The organism is Kaistia sp. MMO-174 (genome assembly GCF_037147815.1).
GTDB lineage: Bacteria > Pseudomonadota > Alphaproteobacteria > Rhizobiales > Kaistiaceae > Kaistia > Kaistia nematophila.
Genome location: NZ_JBBCUO010000007.1, coordinates 227,820 through 244,591, shown reverse-complemented (window position 1 = coordinate 244,591; position 16,772 = coordinate 227,820). Strand labels below are relative to the sequence as shown.

Sequence of the window (16,772 nt, the reverse complement as noted above, 5' to 3'; positions counted from 1 at the left end):
GTGGGATGCAGGCTAGAGGTCAGCCGTGCAGCGGGTTGGCGATCGGAGGGCCCACTTCGAAGCGCGTGAAGCGGACCTGGAAGCCGGTCCGTTGCGGCGAGCAGGCCATGGGTCCGACCTGGATCGCGGCCGTGTCGGGGAAGGGGCAGAGCCGCATCAGCTGCCACTGACCCTCCGCATCGCGATAATGCGCGATCGCCGCGCCGCCGACGCGCGTCAGGCGAACCGCCTGCGGCCCGGTGAGCAGGGGACGCGCCGTGACGGACCAGTCCGACAGTCCGTCGCGGGTACAGACGAGGCTGAAATTGGTCACGCCGTCGGAATGCTCGATGCCGAGCTTGATCCAGTTCCGATCGTCGATCCGCAGCATCAGGCCGGCCTGGTCATAGAGCGTCTCGTACCGGCCCTCGAACTCGACCTGGGCCGTGAAGTCGCCTTCCGCGCGCCTGTACAGGAAGTGGCCATCGTCGCGGCGGAAGCCGTAGAAGGTGGACTGCCAGAAATCGGTGTCGCGCCCCGTGGTGAGTTGCAGGACGTCCGACTGGACGGACCATTCCGGCGGCTCGTTCATCCACGCGGTCGCGGCGTACATTCCCCCCGTCATTTCTGCTGTCCCTTCTCGGCGCTCAGGCGATGGCCGCCGCAACTCTGCCGCTGCACGAGGTGTGGCGGATAGGTGATGTTGATGGGACCATGTCCGACGTCATCCTTGATCCGTCCCAGAGCGTTGGCGATGACCTTGCCGAGTTCGTAGGGCGGCGTGGCGACGGTGGTCAGCGGAATGGGTTGCTCGCTGGCCTCGGGAATGTCGTCATATCCCACGACGGCGATGTCCTTGCCCGGCTGGAGGCCGGTATCGTGGATCGCATTCATGATGCCGATCGCGACGAGGTCGTTATAGCCGATGAAGGCGGTCGGCGGATCGTCCGAGCGCAGGATCTCGGCGGCTGCCTTGCGCCCGAACGCCTTGCTGCTGCCGCCGCTGACGATCAGGTTTTCCTCGACCGGCAGCGCGTGCTTGCGCATCGTCGAGACGAAGCCGGCGTAGCGCTCGTTGAAGGCGTAGTTGGCGGCATAGCCGCCGAGAAAGGCGATGCGTCGATGGCCTAGCCCGATCAGGTGCTCGGTCGCCATCAGCATGCCGAGCATGGGATTGCCGCCGATATAGTCGAACGAGCCGAAGCCGATGTTGCGGACGACCATCAGGAAGGGAATGTTGCTTTCGCAAAGCGCGTCGAGATGCTCGGTCTTGGTGCCGGAGGCGGGCACGATGACGAGGCCGTCGATGGCGGAATGCACGAAATTGTCGAGCATCTGGGCTTGGCGCTCCAGTGAATCTCCACTGGAGGCAAGGGTGATCAGGGTATCGTTCGTATCGAGATTGTCGGAGATGCCCTTGTAGATCTCGTGAAAGTAGGGGTTCCCGATATCGTCGATGATCATGCAGTAGGTCGTTGAACGGCGCCGCTTCTGCGATTCCTCTGACCGGCGCCGCTGATACCCAACACGCTTGATCGCATCCAACACGCGCTCGCGCGTGTCCAGCGCCAGCTGGCCCTTCTGATGAAGGACGAGGGAGACGGTCGCGGGCGACACGTTCGCCGCCTTGGCAACGTCGTGAATGGTCGCGCGCTTCGGCATTGTCGGGGGCACCAACGTTTCGTCGGTCAAGGGTACCACGCTCCTGATTCGTTCTGATGGCGCTCGGTGTCCGATCGCAATGGCACGTCACGCGGATTCATGCAGCGGGGCTTCTCCGCGAACCAGCGCCGCACCTTTTTCACCGATCATGATTGCGGGAGCGTTGGTGTTGCCACTGTTAAGATAGGGCATGATCGAGTTGTCGATCACGCGGATGCCGTCCATGCCGTGCAGCTTCAGCTCGGGGTCGACCACGGCGTCGGAGCCGGTGCCCATCCGGCAGGTGCCAGACGGGTGATAGTCGACGGAGCCGTACTGCCGAACATAGGACAGGATCTCCTCTTCCGTCCGCAATTCGGCCGAGGGGAAGCGTTCCGCCCTGATGTGCCTGGCCATCGCCGGCTGGGCCAGGATCTCGCGGATGTGGCGGATGCTCTCCACCGACATCCTGCGGTCATACTCATGGTCGTGATAGTTCGGATCGATCAGCGGGGCGTCCTCGGGATTTGCCGAGGCGAGCCTGACGGTGCCGCGGCTCTTCGGGCGCATCACGCAGGAGTTGATCGTGATGCCGTGGCCCTCGACCTTGGTGCGGGCGCCATTGACTACATAGGCCGGCAGCACATGCGTCTGGATGTCGGCGCGACCGCTTCCGTCGGTGCTGATGAAACAGCCGCCTTCTGCGACCGGCGATGTCGGGGCCCCTGTTCTATAGAGCAGGTATTGCAGGCCGTGCTTGATGTTGCGTGGAAACTCGTTCTGCCCGTCATAGGAGATCGGCTCCTTCAAGTCGCAGACGACGTAGGAATTCAGATGGTCCTGGTAGTTCCTCCCGACCGGGAGATCGTGTAGCGGCTTGATGCCGAGTGCGTTCAGCTCGTCCGCCGGGCCGATTCCGGAGAGGAGCAGCAGCTTCGGCGAGCCGATGGCGCCTGCGCTCAGCAGCACCTCCCGCTCGCAGCGCGCCACGTGCACCGTGCCGCCCTTCTCGTATTCGACGCCGACGACGCGGTTGTGCTCGACGACCAGGCGGCGGCTCATGGCGCGCGTGACGACCGTCAGGTTTGACCGCGCCATGGCCGGGCGCAGGTAGCTGGTGGCGGCGCTGGCGCGCCGGCCATCCTTCTGGGTCACCTGGTACAGGTTCGTGCCGAGCTGGGTCTCGCCGTTGAAATCCGCGTTGAAAGGATGGCCGGCCTGCTGCGCCGCCAGCACATAAGCTCTCGCGAGGGGGCTTGGCGAGCGCTGGTCGCTGACGCGAAGGGGACCGTCCGTTCCATGGTAGCGCCCGGCGAGTCGCTCGTTGTTCTCGGCCCGCCGGAAATACGGGAGAACGTTTTCATAAGACCATCCGGCATTACCGCCTTCGGCCCAGGAATCATAGTCCTCCTTCTGGCCGCGGATATAGATCATGCCGTTGATCGAACTCGACCCACCGAGCGTCTTGCCGAGCGGAAACCAGAGCTTGCGATTGTTCAGGCGCTTCTGCGGGACCGTCGAGAAGCACCAGTTTACGCTGGGCTTCTGAAGCTTGGCGAAGCCGCCAGGGATGTGAATCATGGGATCGCTGTCGCGGCCGCCGGCCTCGAGAAGAAGCACCTTTACGTCGCGATCCTGCGTCAGGCGATTGGCCAGCACGCAACCCGCCGAGCCCGCTCCGACGATGATGTAGTCGTACATTTCACTCCCGCTCCCCTTCAGGCCTGCCTCCTCCGGCAGGCGTATCGCGGTCCAAAAAAGGACGAGCCGAATGCGATGTCAATATTTATTGAAATTTATGAAGCGAAATTCTCCGGCCCGCGATACCGGTTGTCGCTGGGTTCGTTGCTGATAGTCCGCTGAATTGCTGAATTTCATCAACATCACGCCGCAGTGCACATCACGTTGACGCGGTTGCGAGCTTTATTTTAGGTAATTTTACGAAAATATTTTATTGACAATTTACCTGAGCGGCTTGCATTTTCGCCATCACTTGGTGTGCTCGGTGCACCCAGGAGGAGGGGAGGCGACCGACGGCATTACGCCGGAAGTTGCCTGTTTCGGAAAGCCGAAAGCGCTTTCCGCTTATCGGGAGGAACCAGATGTTCAACAGGCGCAAGTTCATCGCGGCCGTGCCTGCCGCAGCCTTGGCTCTATCGATCGGCATGTCCGCCGCGGCGCATGCCCAGGAGCGTCCCGCCGGTTCGCCGCCATGGACCATTGGCTTCTCGCAGGACACGATGGATCAGCCGTGGCGCGCGTTCATGGTCACCAGTGCGCAGGAGCAGGCCAAGAAATATCCGGAGCTGATCAAGGAATTCATCTTCACGGATGCCAAGGGCACCAACGAGAAGCAGATCGCCGACGTCGAGGATCTGATCTCGCGCGGCGTCGACCTGATCATGATGAGCCCGCGCGAGGCCCAGGCCCTCGTTCCGGCCGTCGAGGCGATCAAGAAGGCGGGCATTCCGCTGATCGTGCTCGATCGCGAGGTGGTCGGCGAGGACTACAACGTCTTCATCGGCGGCAACAATCTTCAGATTGGCGAAGGGCTCGGCAAGTATGCCGTCGACAAGCTGGGAGACACATGGAACTTTCTAGAGATCGAGGGGGTTCCTGGAGCCACCCCGACCATCCAGCGTCATGAAGGCTTTGCCTCGGCGCTGGTCGGCAAGGATGGCATCAAGCGTCTCGATGCGCAGCCAGCCAATTACGATCTCGCGCCGGCGATTCCAATTGTTGAGGATTGGGTCACTCGTTATCGCGGTCAGTTTAACGCCATCTACGCGCATAGCGATCCGATGATCCTTGGTGCCATCAACGTGTTGAAGGGCGCAGGCTTCAAGCCGGGTGAGGTCTTCCTGATCGGTGTCGACGGTCAGAAGGAAGCGTTTGAGGCGATCAAGGATGGATGGCTTCAGGCGACCTCGATCTACGCGACCGGCGGTGCTCTTGGCGTCGACATGGCGGTGCGCGTCCTGAAGGGCGAACCTGTTCCCAAGCGCATCACCACCGAGACACCGGTGATCACGCCCGAGAACGTGGACGAGTTCTACGACGCCAACCTGCGCTACGTGCGCTGAGGATGACCTTGCCGGGGCAGGAATGCCCCGGCGCCTCGCTCCGTCCGGGCCGTCCGTCAACTCGACGCCGTCGTCTCTGGCACGTTCTTCTATCGCGGTTCATGGACCGGTCATGCCGAACTCCCCTGGAAATTTCACGCTCATCGAAACGAGCCGGCCACGTGCCGGCGTGGCTCTGGTTCGACTCAACCGGCCGGAGAAGCGGAATGCGCTCAATGCCGCGCTGCTTGCCGAACTGGCGGAGGCGCTGTGCCTCGCCGAGCAGGACGAGGGGATTGGCTGCGTCGTGCTCACCGGTTCCGAGAGCGTCTTCTCCGCCGGGGCCGACATCTCCGAAATGCGCGAGCACGGCTTTGCCGCGATCGACAATGCGGCCCGCACCTTGTCGTGGTCGCGCATCGAGGAAGCGAGGCTGCCGATCGTCGCGGCAGTGCGGGGCACATGCTTCGGCGGCGGACATGAACTGGCGCTGCTGGCGGATGTCGTGATCGCGTCGGAGGATGCGCGGTTTGGCCAACCCGAGATCAAGCTCGGAATCCTCCCGGGTGACGGCGCGACCCAGCGCCTGACCCGCCAGGTCGGCAAGTCCCTGGCGATGAAGATGATCCTGGGCGGCGACCCGATCACGGCGGCGGAGGCGCTTCGTGCCGGACTGATCGCCGAGATCGTGCCGGGCGATGGCTGCGTCGATCGGGCTCTCGATCTGGCAGAAACGATCGCCAGGCATTCGCCGGTGGCGCTGCGCCTCGCCAAGGACGCCGTACTCGCATCCTACGAGACCTTCCTGCGGGAGGGGCTGAGGACGGAGCGGCGCAACATCGCGCACGCCTTCCTGACCGAGGACCAGAAGGAAGGCATGGCCGCCTTCTTCGAGAAGCGTCCGGCCCGGTTCAAGGGCCGCTGAGCCCTTCTGTCGCGCGCGACGCACCAGAACTTCCAATCGACGGGACACGCATATGCAACTCGACGGCATCCGGATCGTCAGCTTCAATCATTTCCTCATGGGGCCGCTGGGCATCCAGTTCCTTGCGGATCTCGGCGCCGATGTGATTTCCATCGAGCCGCTCGAGGGCGCGTTCCAGCGCCACTGGGGGCCGGCCGATTCCAAGCGCAGTGGCGGCGAGACGGCGCTTGGCCTGGTCGCGAACCGGAACAAGCAGTCGATCTGTCTCAATCTCAAGCATCCGGAGGGCCTCGCGATTGCCCGCCGGTTGATCGCGCAAGCGGATATCGTCGCCGAGAACTATCGGCCCGGCGTGATGGACAAGCTGCAGCTCGGCTACGACGCGCTGAAGGCCATCAAGCCCGACATCATCTACGCGGCGGCGACCGGCTTCGGCGCCAGCGGGCCCTATGTCGGCCGGCCCGGCCAGGACCTGATCGCGCAGTCCGTCTCGGGTCTCGCCTGGATCACGGCGAAACCCGGCGAGACGCCCCGCCCGGTCGGCACGTCGGCCATCGATCACCACGGCGCCGTCATCTTCGCCGCCGGAATCCTGGCGGCACTGGTTCGCAAGGCGCGGACCGGCGAGGGCGGGCGCGTCGACGTCAACCTGCTCTCCGCAGCGCTCGATCTCCAGGCCGAGTCGCTGGTCGCCTATTTCAACGGCGACACACCGGAGGACATCCGTCAGCCCGCTCAGGTCGGCAGCTGGTACCATGAGGCGCCCTACGGCATCTATGCGACTTCCGACGCTTATATCGGCCTGTCGCTCGGTGCGCTGGACGGTCTCTACCAGGCCTTCGACGTGCCCGAGGCCGAACGCATCCCGGCGAAGGATGCCTATGTCAGGCGCGACGCGGTATCGAGCCTCATCGGCAAGCTGGTGAAGGCCCGCACCTTCGCGGAGCTCAGTGATCTGCTCAACCGGCACAAGATCTGGTTCACCGAGGTCAATGACTATCGGGCCGTCTCCGAGGATCCGCAGGTCCGCCACAATGGCGACCTGATGCGGCAGCCGGGCTGGGACGGCGCGGAGATCACCCTGGTTTCCCATCCCGTTCGTTATGACGGCGTGGCGCCGGCCGTGCGGCTGCCGCCGCAGCCGCTCGGCGCGCAGACGCGCAGCGTCCTCGAAGGCCTCGGCTATTCGACCGAGGCAATTGCCGGGCTGGCGCAGGCTGGCGTCGTGGGCATGGGCCCGGCCGAACGTCGGGACGGGGCTTGATCCCGTGCGGCGCGGATCGGCGACAAGGCAGGCGGATGGTCATGCAAACATTCATTGAAGCGAGGGACATCACCAAGTCGTTCCCCGGCGTCAGAGCGCTGAAGGGCGTGGATGTCGATATCCGTCAGGGCGAAATTCTGGCGCTTGTGGGTGAGAACGGCGCCGGCAAGTCGACGCTCATGAAGATCCTGTCGGGCGCCCAGTCGCCGGACAGCGGCGAAATCCGGATCGACGGTGCGCCGGTCGCCTTCAGCGGCCCGCGCGACGCGCAGGCCTGCGGCATCTCGACGATCTACCAGGAGCTCATGATCGTCCCCGAGCTGACGGTGCTCGAGAACGTGTTCCTGGGCGACCTGAAGCACGGCCGCTTCGGCCTGCTGGACTGGCCGGCCATGCGTTCGGAGGCCCAGTCGATTCTCGCCAGCCTCGGCTTCGAGGCATCGGTCGACACCGTCGCCAAGACGCTCAGCATCGCCGAGCTGCAACTGATCGAGATCGCCAAGTCGCTGACGCGACGTTCCCGTCTCATCATCATGGACGAGCCGACTGCATCGCTGGCGCGCGAGGAAGTCGACAATCTGTTCCGGATCGTCTGCAAGCTGCGCGAAGACGGTATCTCGATCATCTTCATCACCCATCACCTGCACGAGATCTTCGAGATCTGCGATCGCGCCGTGGTGCTGCGCGACGGCGCCTATGTCGGCCAGGCGCCGATCTCGGAGCTGACCGAGGACGGGCTGGTCGCGATGATGCTCGGCCAGGCCGTGACCGAGAACCTGGATCGCTCGACGACGGCGCTTCAGCCGGATGACGTCGTGCTTTCGGTGCGGGGGCTGCGTCGCTCGCCGGACCTGCAGGGTATCGATCTCAGGCTGCGTCGCGGCGAGGTGCTCGGTATCGCCGGCCTGATGGGCGCGGGGCGGACCGAACTGGTCCGCGCCATCTTCGGCGCCGACCGCTTCGACGCCGGCGAGGTTTCCGTTCGGGGCAAGGTCGGCTATTTCGCCTCGCCGCGCGCCGCGCTCGATGCGGGCATTGGCCTCGCTCCCGAAGACCGCAAGGGCGAGGGGCTCATCCTGTCGCTGCCGATCGGCCAGAACATCACGCTGCCCTCGCTCGACAAGCATGCGGGTGTTGCCGGGCTTAGGCTTGGCGAGGAGGCTGCGGCCGCGCTCGAGCTCAGCCGCAAGCTGAAGGTCAAATGCGCCAGCATCAACGAGGCTGTGGGCAATCTGAGCGGCGGCAACCAGCAGAAGGTGGTGCTCGCGAAGCTGGTCGGCGCCGGCGTGGAAATCTACCTGCTGGACGAGCCGACACGCGGCATCGACATCGGCGCCAAGGAAGCGATCTACAACCTGATCTGGGAACTGACGGAGCAGGGGGCTTCGGTCATCGTCATCTCCTCGGCGATCAAGGAACTGCTCCGGCTCTGCGACACCATCGCTTGCCTGCATCTCGGCAAGGTGACGCGCACATACGCCCGGGCCGAATTCGACCTCAACGCCATCATGCTCAACGTCATGGGCAAGACCGCCGAACCATACCCGGCCGCCATCGGGCACTCACACGCAGGAGGGCGGGCATGAGCGCGGCTGCCAAGCGAATATTCCTGAGCGGAAACTTCCTCGTCCTCATCGGCCTTTTCGTCGTCGCAGGATTGATCTCGCCCTACTTCTGGACCACCGAGAACCTGCTCAACGTGATCCGCGCAGCATCGCTGATCGGTATCGTCGCGATCGGCATGAACGTCGTGATCCTGGCCGGCGGCATCGACCTCTCGGTTGGATCCGTGGCGGCGCTGACCGGGGCGATCGCGGCGAGCGTCTGGCTTTCCGGCGCACCGCCGATGGCGTTCGTCGCCATTCCGATCCTGGTCGCCGTGCTGGTCGGCCTCGCCAATGGCTTTCTCATCACGGCCATCGGGCTGCAGCCCTTCGTCGGCACGCTGATCCTGATGACGGTCGTCCGCGGTGCAGGCCTAGTCTACACCAACGGCCAGCCGATCTACGCCAATTACCCGGAGCCGTTTCGCTTTCTGTCGAATGGCTGGATCCTGGGCTTGCCGGCACCGGCGGTGATCTTCTTCGCCATCACGGTCAGCACCTGGTACGCGCTGAAGTGGCGGGTGATCGGCCGGCAGGTCTATGCGATCGGTGCCAACGAGACCGCGGCGCGCCTGTCGGGCGTTCAGGTAAGCCGGGTCAAGGTCGCGACCTATGTCTACTCAGCCCTGCTCGCCGGCGTCGCAGGCCTGATCCTGACGGCGCGGATGGGCTCCGGTGAACCCGGCCAGGCCGGTCAGTTCTGGGAGCTCGACGCAATCGCGGCCGTAGTCATCGGCGGCACCGCCCTGCAGGGCGGAAAGGGGTCCGTCTGGGGTGCCTTCGTCGGTGCCTTGATCATCGGCATCGTCTCGAACCTGTTCAACCTGCTCGGGGTGGCGCCGCAGTGGCAGCAGGTGGCCAAGGGCGGGATCATCCTGATCGCCGTCGGTCTGCAGTACTTCAACGATCATGCGCGCGTCGCGTGGACGATGTTTCGCGCATCGGCGCGCCGCGAGGGAGTGAAGCCGTGACTGAATATGCCGCCCCGCGCGCGCTTGCGCGCCCAGCAAGGCCGGGTGGTCTCGGGTCCTGGCTGCGAGGCCTGGGCATCACGCTCGGTGTGTTGATCATCGTGAATGGCTGCCTGTTTTTCCTGACGCCGGCGCTCTTTCGCGTCGACTTGGCGAAGGGGCCCTATACCGAGGCCAACAATCTCGAACTGACGCGTGTCTACCATCGCGCGATTCCGCTCTATGAGCGCGTCATCGAGACCTATCCCGATTCCGACTACGCCCTTCTGGCGCGTATCGGCATCGCGAATTCGAATGTCGGTCTCGGCAAGCGCGACCTGGCGCTGGAACAGTACAAGAGCCTGCTCGCCACTCTCGAGACCGATGCAGCCCTGAAGGACAAGCGCTACCAGGTCCTCGCCCGCATGGCGGGCCTCTATCGCGACAACGCCGATACCGAAGGGTTCAGCACCGTGTTCGCACAGCTGGAAAGCGCTTATCCCGGTACCGAGGCGGTTCGCGATGGTCGGGTCTATCTCGATCGGGTGAAGGCCGAAAGCCAGACGGCGGCCCCGACACTCCCCGCCAACTTCCCCTTCCGCGTGGATCCCGGCGCGATCATCGTGCCGAAGACGGCGAAGGTCGGCGATATCATCGAGATCACGATCCCGGTTGCGCCGGCTGCCGGCAAGACGCCCGACTTCTCGCTCATGACAAGCCTGCCGATCTATCAGGGTTTTGGCGTGAAGCAGATCTCCCCCAACCCGCGTTCGGTCGCCGATTTCTGGGGCCGCCGGGCCTGGCAGTTCGCCGGTATCGACAAGCCCGTCGAGATCAAGGCGCAGCTCCTCGCCAAGAAGGCCGGCACCTATGTCTTCGACCTCGATGTCGAGATGAATTTCGACATCGTCGAGCTCGGCATTTCCCATTCGATCCAAGTGGAGGACTGAGGCATGGCAGCCGCGATCGTCCGTCTCTTCCGCCGCAACCCCATTATCCTGGTGCTGCTGCTGCTCGGCGTGGCCTTCAGCCTGATGAACGCCGAATTCCTCGCGCCCCGCAACATCACCAACATCCTGCGGCAGGCCTCGATGCTCGGCTTCGTCGCGCTCGGCATGTCGTTCGTGCTGCTGACGCGCGGCATCGACCTGTCGGTCGGGTCGGTGGTGGCGCTCTCCTCCGTCTTTGTCGCGGGATTCTCGGCGACCCTGCCGCCGATCGTCGGCATTCACCTCGCGCTGATTGCCGGCATGGGCGTGGGCCTCGCCAATGGCTTGCTCGTCACCAAGTTCCGCTACCAGCCGATCATCGTCACGATCAGCACGATGGCGATCGTCCGGGGCCTCGCCATGGCATATTCCGACTCGCGTCCGATTTTCGGCACGCTGCCGGACGTCTACTTCCTCCTGGCGGATGGCGCCTGGTTCGGGCTGCCCGTGCCCACCGTCCTTTTCGTCGGCGCCTGCCTGATCTCGGGCTTCTTCCTCAACTATACGGCGACCGGACGGCAGATCTACCAGGTCGGTGGCAATGAGGAGGCCGCTCGGCTCGCCGGCGTCAGCGTCGACCGGATCAAGATCCTGACCTATGTGCTGAGCGGCCTGCTTTCGGCCTTCGCGGGGCTGATTCTGGCGGCGCGCATGCAGTCGGGCGACGCCGTCCGGACCGGCGTCGGCTGGGAACTCGACGCCATTGCGGCGGCCGCGATCGGGGGCATGTCGCTGATGGGCGGCGTCGGTACGGTCGTCGGCACGTTCTGCGGCGCGCTCATCATCGGCATGATGGCCAATGCCTTCAACCTGCTCGGCATCAACCCCTACTGGCAGCGAATCGTCGTCGGCCTCGTGCTGGCGATCGCGGTGGCGACCTATAGCAGCCACCACCTCAAGGCCCTGATTTCGAAGGCGCTGCGTATCGTTCGGCCTGTCCGGAACGGTGCGACCGAAATATCCACGGGAGTATCACGATGAACCACGTTGCCAAATTCACCGGCTTGCCCGAGGGCGTGCGCGAATTCGGATTCTACGTCGGTGGCTCATGGCACGCAGCCGGTGACCGGCCCCAGAGCGTCCGCAGCAGTCCGGGTCATGGCGTACCTGTCACACGGATCGCGCTCTGCGATGTTGCCGATCTCGATGTGGCGATCGAGGTGGCGCGGGCCGCGTTCCGATCGCGCGCCTGGTCCGGCGCCTCGGGCGCGGAGCGCGCCACGATCCTCCTGGCGATCGCAAGCGGCATCCGGGCCCGTCTTGACGAACTTGCCTATTGGGAGACGCTCGAGACAGGCAAGCCTATCACACAGTCGCGTGCCGAGATGGCGGACGCGGCGGGACATTATGAATACGCGGCGGGCGTGTCTCGTACGCTGCACGGCGACTCGTTCAACAATCTCGGCGATGACATGTTCGGCGTGGTCACGCGGGAACCCGTCGGTGTCGTCGGTGTGATCACGCCGTGGAATTTCCCTTTCATCGTGCTGGCCGAGCGGCTTCCCTACATCCTCGCGGCCGGCAATTCGGTCGTGATCAAGCCGAGCGAACTGACCTCAGCGACGACGCTGATCCTGGCCGAGATCGTCGCGGAAAGCGGCCTGCCGGCCGGCATTTACAACGTCGTGACTGGGCTTGGTGAGAGCATCGGGCAGGCGATGGCCGAGCATCCCGGGATTGACATGATCTCTTTCACCGGCTCGAGCCGGGTCGGCGAGAAAGTGATGGTTGCCGCCGCTCGCAACTTCAAGAAGGTTGCGCTGGAGCTCGGCGGGAAGAACCCCCAGATCGTTTTCGCAGATGCGGATCTAGAGGATGCAGCGGACGGCGTGGTTTTCGGCCTCTGCCACAACGCCGGCCAATGCTGCGTCAGCGGCAGCCGACTGATCGTCGAGGAAAAGATCGCCGAACGCTTCGAGGCGCTGTTGGTCGAGAAGTTCAGCCGGGTGCGGACGGGCGACTGCCTGGATCCCGCGACCCAGTTTGGCGCCATCGTCTCGGACGCGCACCTGCAGAAGATCCTCGGCTATATCCGGAGTGGCCAGGAGGAGGGAGCCCGGCTGGTTTGTGGCGGCGGTGAGTTGGCGATCGGGAATGGTCGCTACGTGGCTCCCACCCTCCTCGCCGACGTGAAGAATTCCATGCAGGTCGCTCGCGACGAGATCTTCGGGCCGGTGCTGTCCCTCATCACCTTTCAGGATTTCGACGAGGCGCTGGAACTGGCCAATGACAGCCCTTACGGGCTCGCGGCCAGCATCTGGACCAAGGACATAGACAAGGGCATCCGTGCGATGCGAGGCGTGCAGGCAGGGCGGACCTGGGTCAACACGACTATCGCCGGCGGTCCCGAGCAGGCCATCGGCGGCTTCAAGCAATCGGGCCTCGGCCGCGAGACCGGCGTTCTCGGAGTCGAGGAATATACCGAGGTCAAGTCGGTCCACATCGCCTTGGGCAAGCGCAAGCATTGGGTGGAATGACATCGAGGACGGGGCGGCACTGCCCTCTTTACTTGTGGGTAGGTTCACTCGGTGCCGCCAAAAAGCAAGGTGATTCGCAGCGGGAGCTGGACCAACTTGCGCAAATTGGGATTTCAATGAACTTGGGGCCGAACATATGGCGAAGACGGCTTCTGATCTCGTAGCGGTCTAAATGATGAAAATGTCCCTGTCCGCAATGCGCGCCCAATTCGGACGTCGAGATCCGTTTTGCCGTTTCCTGAAAACAGACATACTTGGCGAGGTGTCGGAGGTCACCATGCGCCGCGATAGACGCAGTCCGCCAGGATATGAATGGGGGCGCTGGTTGCTCGATCATAGCAGCAGCTTGCGGAGCGCTGCATCGCAACGGTCCAGTTGCTCGGTCGATACATATTCGTCCGGCTTGTGCGCCATCTCGATCGAGCCGGGCCCGCAGACCACCGTCGGCACGCCGAGGTCGCGCTGGAACAGCCCGGCCTCGGTGCCATAGGCGACTTTGCCGTGGCCGTTATGGCCGACGACGCCCTTCAGCCGCGTCACCAGCGGATGCGACGGGTCGATCGCCAGCGCCGGATAGTCGTAGATCTGCTCGAAGGTGATGTCCGACTGCGGGGCGCGGCAGCGCATTTCCGGCAGCAGACGGGTCTCGGCGAAATCGCGAATCCGGCCGATGATCGTGTCGGGGTCGACCTCGATCAGGTTGCGGTACTCGAAGGTGAAGGAGCAGGCGTTCGGCACGATGTTGACCGCGGTGCCGCCCGCGATCAGGCCGGTCGAGATGGTCGTGTGGACGACATCGTATTCCGGGTCGACGGGACCGGCCGCCAGTTCGCCGGCGAGATCGCGGATGAAGACGATCAGCTCGGCCGCGTATTCGATCGCGTTGACGGCGCGGGGCGCGAGGCTCGAATGCGCCTCCTGCCCGGCGACGTGGCAGCGATAGCCGCGGCCACCCTTGTGTCCGACGACGACCTGCATGCTGGTCGGCTCGCCGACGAGACAGGCCGCCGGCTTCTCGCCGCGCGCCGAGAGCGCGGCGATCATCTCGCGGACGCCCGTGCAGCCGACCTCCTCGTCATAGGACAGCGCGATGTGGACGGGCCGCTCGAGCCTTGCCGCGACCAGCTCCGGCACGAGCGCCAGCGCGGCGGCGTCGAAGCCCTTCATGTCGCAGGCGCCGCGGCCATAGAGGCGACCGTCGCGCTCGGTCAGGACGAAGGGATCGCTCGACCAGGCCTGGCCCTCGACGGGCACGCAGTCCGTGTGGCCGGAGAGGATGATGCCGCCGGGCCCGGCCGGGCCGATGGTGGCCCAGAGGCTCGCCTTGGTGCCGTCGTCCGACGGGAAGATCTCGGCCGTCACGCCATGGCCGGCCAGATAGGCGCGGGCATAGTCGATCAAAGCGAGGTTGGAGCGGGCGCTGGTGGTATCGAAGCCGACGAGATCGGCGAGGATCTCGCGGGTGCTCTTGCTATGGGTCATGCGCTTCACGGCTCGGGCTGCGTCCTGCCTCATGCGCCGCCGCTGCCACCGGGCCGGTAGGGCGGCGGCGTCATCAGCATGGCGGTGACGGAGGCGGGCAGGCCGCCGATCGGATCCTCGCGCGATGGCATGCCGTCGATGAAGGGAAGCAGCTGGTGTTTGGCGATCTCGAAGACGCGGCGAAGCTCGGCCACCGGATTGCGGTGCTCGTCGACGCGCAGGTCGAGCCAGGCGAAGGATTCCTTCTTGAACACCTTCAACGCCGCCGACTGCTTGCCGCGCTTGTCGCCGCCGGCGGCCTGTCCGGCCTCGAGCACAAGCATCAGCCGTTCGTGCAGCTCGAAGCCGGCGCTGCGCTCGGCCGCCTCCGCCATGGCGTCGATGGTGGCGGCGCCGACCAGCATGTTGCCCTGCACGGTGAAGCCGTCGCCCTCGATATGGCCGGCCCAGTCGACGCAGTCGCTGCCGGTGTGGGCGGCGGTGCGGCCCTCGCTGTCGACGATGCCGAGCTGCCGCACCGACTGGCCGGGATCCTCGGTGATCAGCCTTGCCAGCGCCTCCGGCGCTGACAGGCCCTCGCGCAGCAGCTGCAGCCCGTCGATGCCGAGATAGGGATTGACCCAGGACTGGGTGGCGATCGCACCGACGCCGGCATCGGCGAAGATGCAGATGCCGCCGACCGCCGGTACCGCCGTCGAGACGGCGACGCCGAGCATGCCGGTGCGCGGGCAGCGGGCGGAGACAGAGAAGGTGTTCAGCTCGATCATGATCCGGTTTCCAGTTCAACGGGTGCGCGGAAGCGGCGGAAGGGGTCGGGCACGGCGTCGATCAGCGCCCGCGTATAGTCGCTCTCAGGGGCGTTGAAGACACGCTCGGCCGTGCCGATCTCGACCAGCTTGCCATGCCGCATCACGGCGACCCGGTCGCTGACCTCGCGGATGACCGCCAGGTTGTGGCTGACGAAGATCGAGGTCAGGCCAAGCTCGTCCTTGATCTCGCGGAAGAGCTTCAAGACCTGCGCCTGGACCGACACGTCGAGCGCCGAGGTCGGCTCGTCGGCGAGCACGACGGCCGGACGCATGATGACGGCACGCGCGATCGCGACGCGCTGGCGCTGGCCGCCGGAAAGCTGGTGCGGGAAGCGCGAGATGGTCGCCGCCGGCAGGCCGACACGCTCCAGCGTCTCGCCGATCAGCTTCGCACGCGAGGCGCGGTCGCCGATGCCGTGGACCTCGAGCGGCGCGGCGAGGATCGTGCCGATGCTCTGGCGCGGGTTGAACGACGAGGCCGGATCCTGGAACACCGCCTGCATCTGGCGTCGGACGGCCTTGAGGTCGCGGCCATGCGCGGCCCAGACGTCCCGCCCGTCCAGCGTGATCGTGCCGTCGCTCGGACGCATCAGGCGCAGGATCATGCGGAGCAGCGTCGACTTGCCCGAGCCGGATTCGCCCACGATGCCGAGCGTCTCGCCGCGCGCGACCGACAGCGTCACATCGTCGACGGCGTTGACGCCGCGCATGAAGGACTTCGTCACGCCGGCGACCTGGATGACCGTGCCGCTCATGACGCCACCTTCGGGAACAGCGTCGGCGTGGCCGCCAGCAGCATGCGGGTATAGTCCTCGCGCGGTTCGGTGAAGATACGTTCGACCGAGCCCTGCTCGACCACCTTGCCGCGATACATGACATAGACCCAGTCGCAGAGTTCCGCGACGACGCCCAGGTCGTGCGTGATGAACAGGATCGATGTTCCCTCTCGGTCGCGTATCTCCTTCAGCAGCTTCAGCACCTGCGCCTGGACGGTGACGTCGAGCGCCGTCGTCGGCTCGTCGGCGATGATCAGTTCCGGCTCCAGCGCCAGTCCCATGGCGATCATGGCGCGCTGCTGCATGCCGCCGGAGAAGCCGTGCGGATAGTCGGCGACGCGGCGCTCCGGCTCGCGCACATGCACAGCCTTCAGGAGGCCGACTGCGCGGGACACGGCGGCCTTGAAGGACAGGTTCCTGTGCAGCACCAGCGGTTCGCCGACCTGGCGGCCGATCCGCATGGTCGGGTTCAGCGCCCGCATGGCGTCCTGCGGGATGAACGACAGCCGGTCGCCGCGCAGCTTGCGCATTTCGGCGTCGGCAAGGTCGAGGAGGCGGCGCTCGCCGAGTTCGATCGAGCCGGAGACGACGGCGCGCTTGGGCAGCATGCGGAGCGTCGAGAGAGCCGTCATCGTCTTGCCGGAGCCGGATTCGCCGATCACGCCGACGATCTCGCCGGGCCAGATGTCGAGCGACACGCCTTCGACGGCGCGGAACGAACCTGTCCGCTTGGGGAAATCGACGGACAGGTCGCGGATCCGGAGGGTCGGGCGCCGCCCGTCTTCGAGGGCGCGGGAGCGTATGTCCATCTCGG

At 65.1% G+C, this 16,772-nt stretch carries 15 protein-coding genes; 8 read left to right on the top strand and 7 right to left on the bottom strand.

Features of this window, described 5'->3' with window-relative positions; translation table 11 throughout:
- Positions 1-19: 19 nt before the first annotated feature.
- The 3 genes from WFK98_RS24625 to WFK98_RS24615 all read right to left on the bottom strand — a co-directional run bounded on the left by WFK98_RS24625 (position 20) and on the right by WFK98_RS24615 (position 3,321).
- On the bottom strand, positions 20-592 hold the full coding sequence (locus tag WFK98_RS24625) for a DUF1349 domain-containing protein (protein ID WP_336802137.1): 573 nt from the start codon (positions 590-592) through the stop codon (positions 20-22).
- Positions 593-600: 8 nt separating this feature from the next.
- The gene (locus WFK98_RS24620; RefSeq protein ID WP_336802136.1) at positions 601-1,653 is read right to left on the bottom strand and encodes a LacI family DNA-binding transcriptional regulator; all 1,053 of its coding nucleotides are present in this window, start codon (positions 1,651-1,653) and stop codon (positions 601-603) included.
- 75 nt (positions 1,654-1,728) lie between these two features.
- Positions 1,729-3,321, bottom strand: coding sequence for a GMC family oxidoreductase (locus WFK98_RS24615; protein WP_336802135.1), 1,593 nt, complete (start codon positions 3,319-3,321; stop codon positions 1,729-1,731).
- A gap of 350 nt (positions 3,322-3,671) precedes the next feature.
- Between WFK98_RS24615 and WFK98_RS24610 the strand changes: the two genes are divergently transcribed.
- From WFK98_RS24610 to WFK98_RS24575, 8 genes are all read left to right on the top strand, one after another.
- Entirely contained in the window at positions 3,672-4,703 is a 1,032-nt protein-coding gene (locus WFK98_RS24610) for a substrate-binding domain-containing protein (RefSeq protein ID WP_336802134.1), read from the top strand.
- 169 nt (positions 4,704-4,872) lie between these two features.
- Positions 4,873-5,607: an enoyl-CoA hydratase-related protein gene (locus tag WFK98_RS24605; protein WP_336802133.1), complete on the top strand. Its 735-nt coding sequence runs from the start codon at positions 4,873-4,875 to the stop codon at positions 5,605-5,607.
- 52 nt (positions 5,608-5,659) lie between these two features.
- Entirely contained in the window at positions 5,660-6,871 is a 1,212-nt protein-coding gene (locus WFK98_RS24600; RefSeq protein WP_336802132.1) for a CaiB/BaiF CoA transferase family protein, read from the top strand.
- Positions 6,872-6,912: 41 nt separating this feature from the next.
- A complete protein-coding gene (locus WFK98_RS24595; RefSeq protein WP_336802131.1) occupies positions 6,913-8,457 on the top strand; it encodes a sugar ABC transporter ATP-binding protein in 1,545 nt (514 codons plus the stop codon).
- Positions 8,454-9,446 (top strand): ABC transporter permease, encoded by a 993-nt coding sequence (locus WFK98_RS24590; RefSeq protein ID WP_336802130.1) that lies wholly within the window; start codon positions 8,454-8,456, stop codon positions 9,444-9,446. The genes WFK98_RS24595 and WFK98_RS24590 overlap by 4 nt, the downstream gene beginning before the upstream one ends.
- Positions 9,443-10,375 carry a tetratricopeptide repeat protein gene (locus tag WFK98_RS24585; protein ID WP_336802129.1) on the top strand — a complete coding sequence of 311 codons (933 nt, stop codon included), beginning with the start codon at positions 9,443-9,445 and terminating at the stop codon, positions 10,373-10,375. Before WFK98_RS24590 ends, WFK98_RS24585 begins: the two co-directional genes overlap by 4 nt.
- A 3-nt stretch (positions 10,376-10,378) precedes the next feature.
- Positions 10,379-11,395, top strand: coding sequence for an ABC transporter permease (locus WFK98_RS24580; RefSeq protein WP_336802128.1), 1,017 nt, complete (start codon positions 10,379-10,381; stop codon positions 11,393-11,395).
- The gene (locus tag WFK98_RS24575) at positions 11,392-12,891 is read left to right on the top strand and encodes an aldehyde dehydrogenase family protein (protein ID WP_336802127.1); all 1,500 of its coding nucleotides are present in this window, start codon (positions 11,392-11,394) and stop codon (positions 12,889-12,891) included. The genes WFK98_RS24580 and WFK98_RS24575 overlap by 4 nt, the downstream gene beginning before the upstream one ends.
- A 333-nt stretch (positions 12,892-13,224) precedes the next feature.
- Here the strand turns inward: WFK98_RS24575 and argE are convergent, their stop codons facing one another.
- The 4 genes from argE to WFK98_RS24555 are packed head-to-tail and all read right to left on the bottom strand — an operon-like array spanning position 13,225 to position 16,767.
- Positions 13,225-14,373: an acetylornithine deacetylase gene (gene argE, locus WFK98_RS24570; protein ID WP_336802126.1), complete on the bottom strand. Its 1,149-nt coding sequence runs from the start codon at positions 14,371-14,373 to the stop codon at positions 13,225-13,227.
- A 29-nt stretch (positions 14,374-14,402) separates the two neighbouring features.
- Positions 14,403-15,140: a DUF1028 domain-containing protein gene (locus WFK98_RS24565; RefSeq protein ID WP_336802125.1), complete on the bottom strand. Its 738-nt coding sequence runs from the start codon at positions 15,138-15,140 to the stop codon at positions 14,403-14,405.
- Positions 15,137-15,937: an ATP-binding cassette domain-containing protein gene (locus WFK98_RS24560; protein WP_336802124.1), complete on the bottom strand. Its 801-nt coding sequence runs from the start codon at positions 15,935-15,937 to the stop codon at positions 15,137-15,139. The genes WFK98_RS24565 and WFK98_RS24560 overlap by 4 nt, the downstream gene beginning before the upstream one ends.
- The gene (locus tag WFK98_RS24555) at positions 15,934-16,767 is read right to left on the bottom strand and encodes an ABC transporter ATP-binding protein (RefSeq protein WP_336802123.1); all 834 of its coding nucleotides are present in this window, start codon (positions 16,765-16,767) and stop codon (positions 15,934-15,936) included. Before WFK98_RS24555 ends, WFK98_RS24560 begins: the two co-directional genes overlap by 4 nt.
- Positions 16,768-16,772 lie beyond the last annotated feature (5 nt).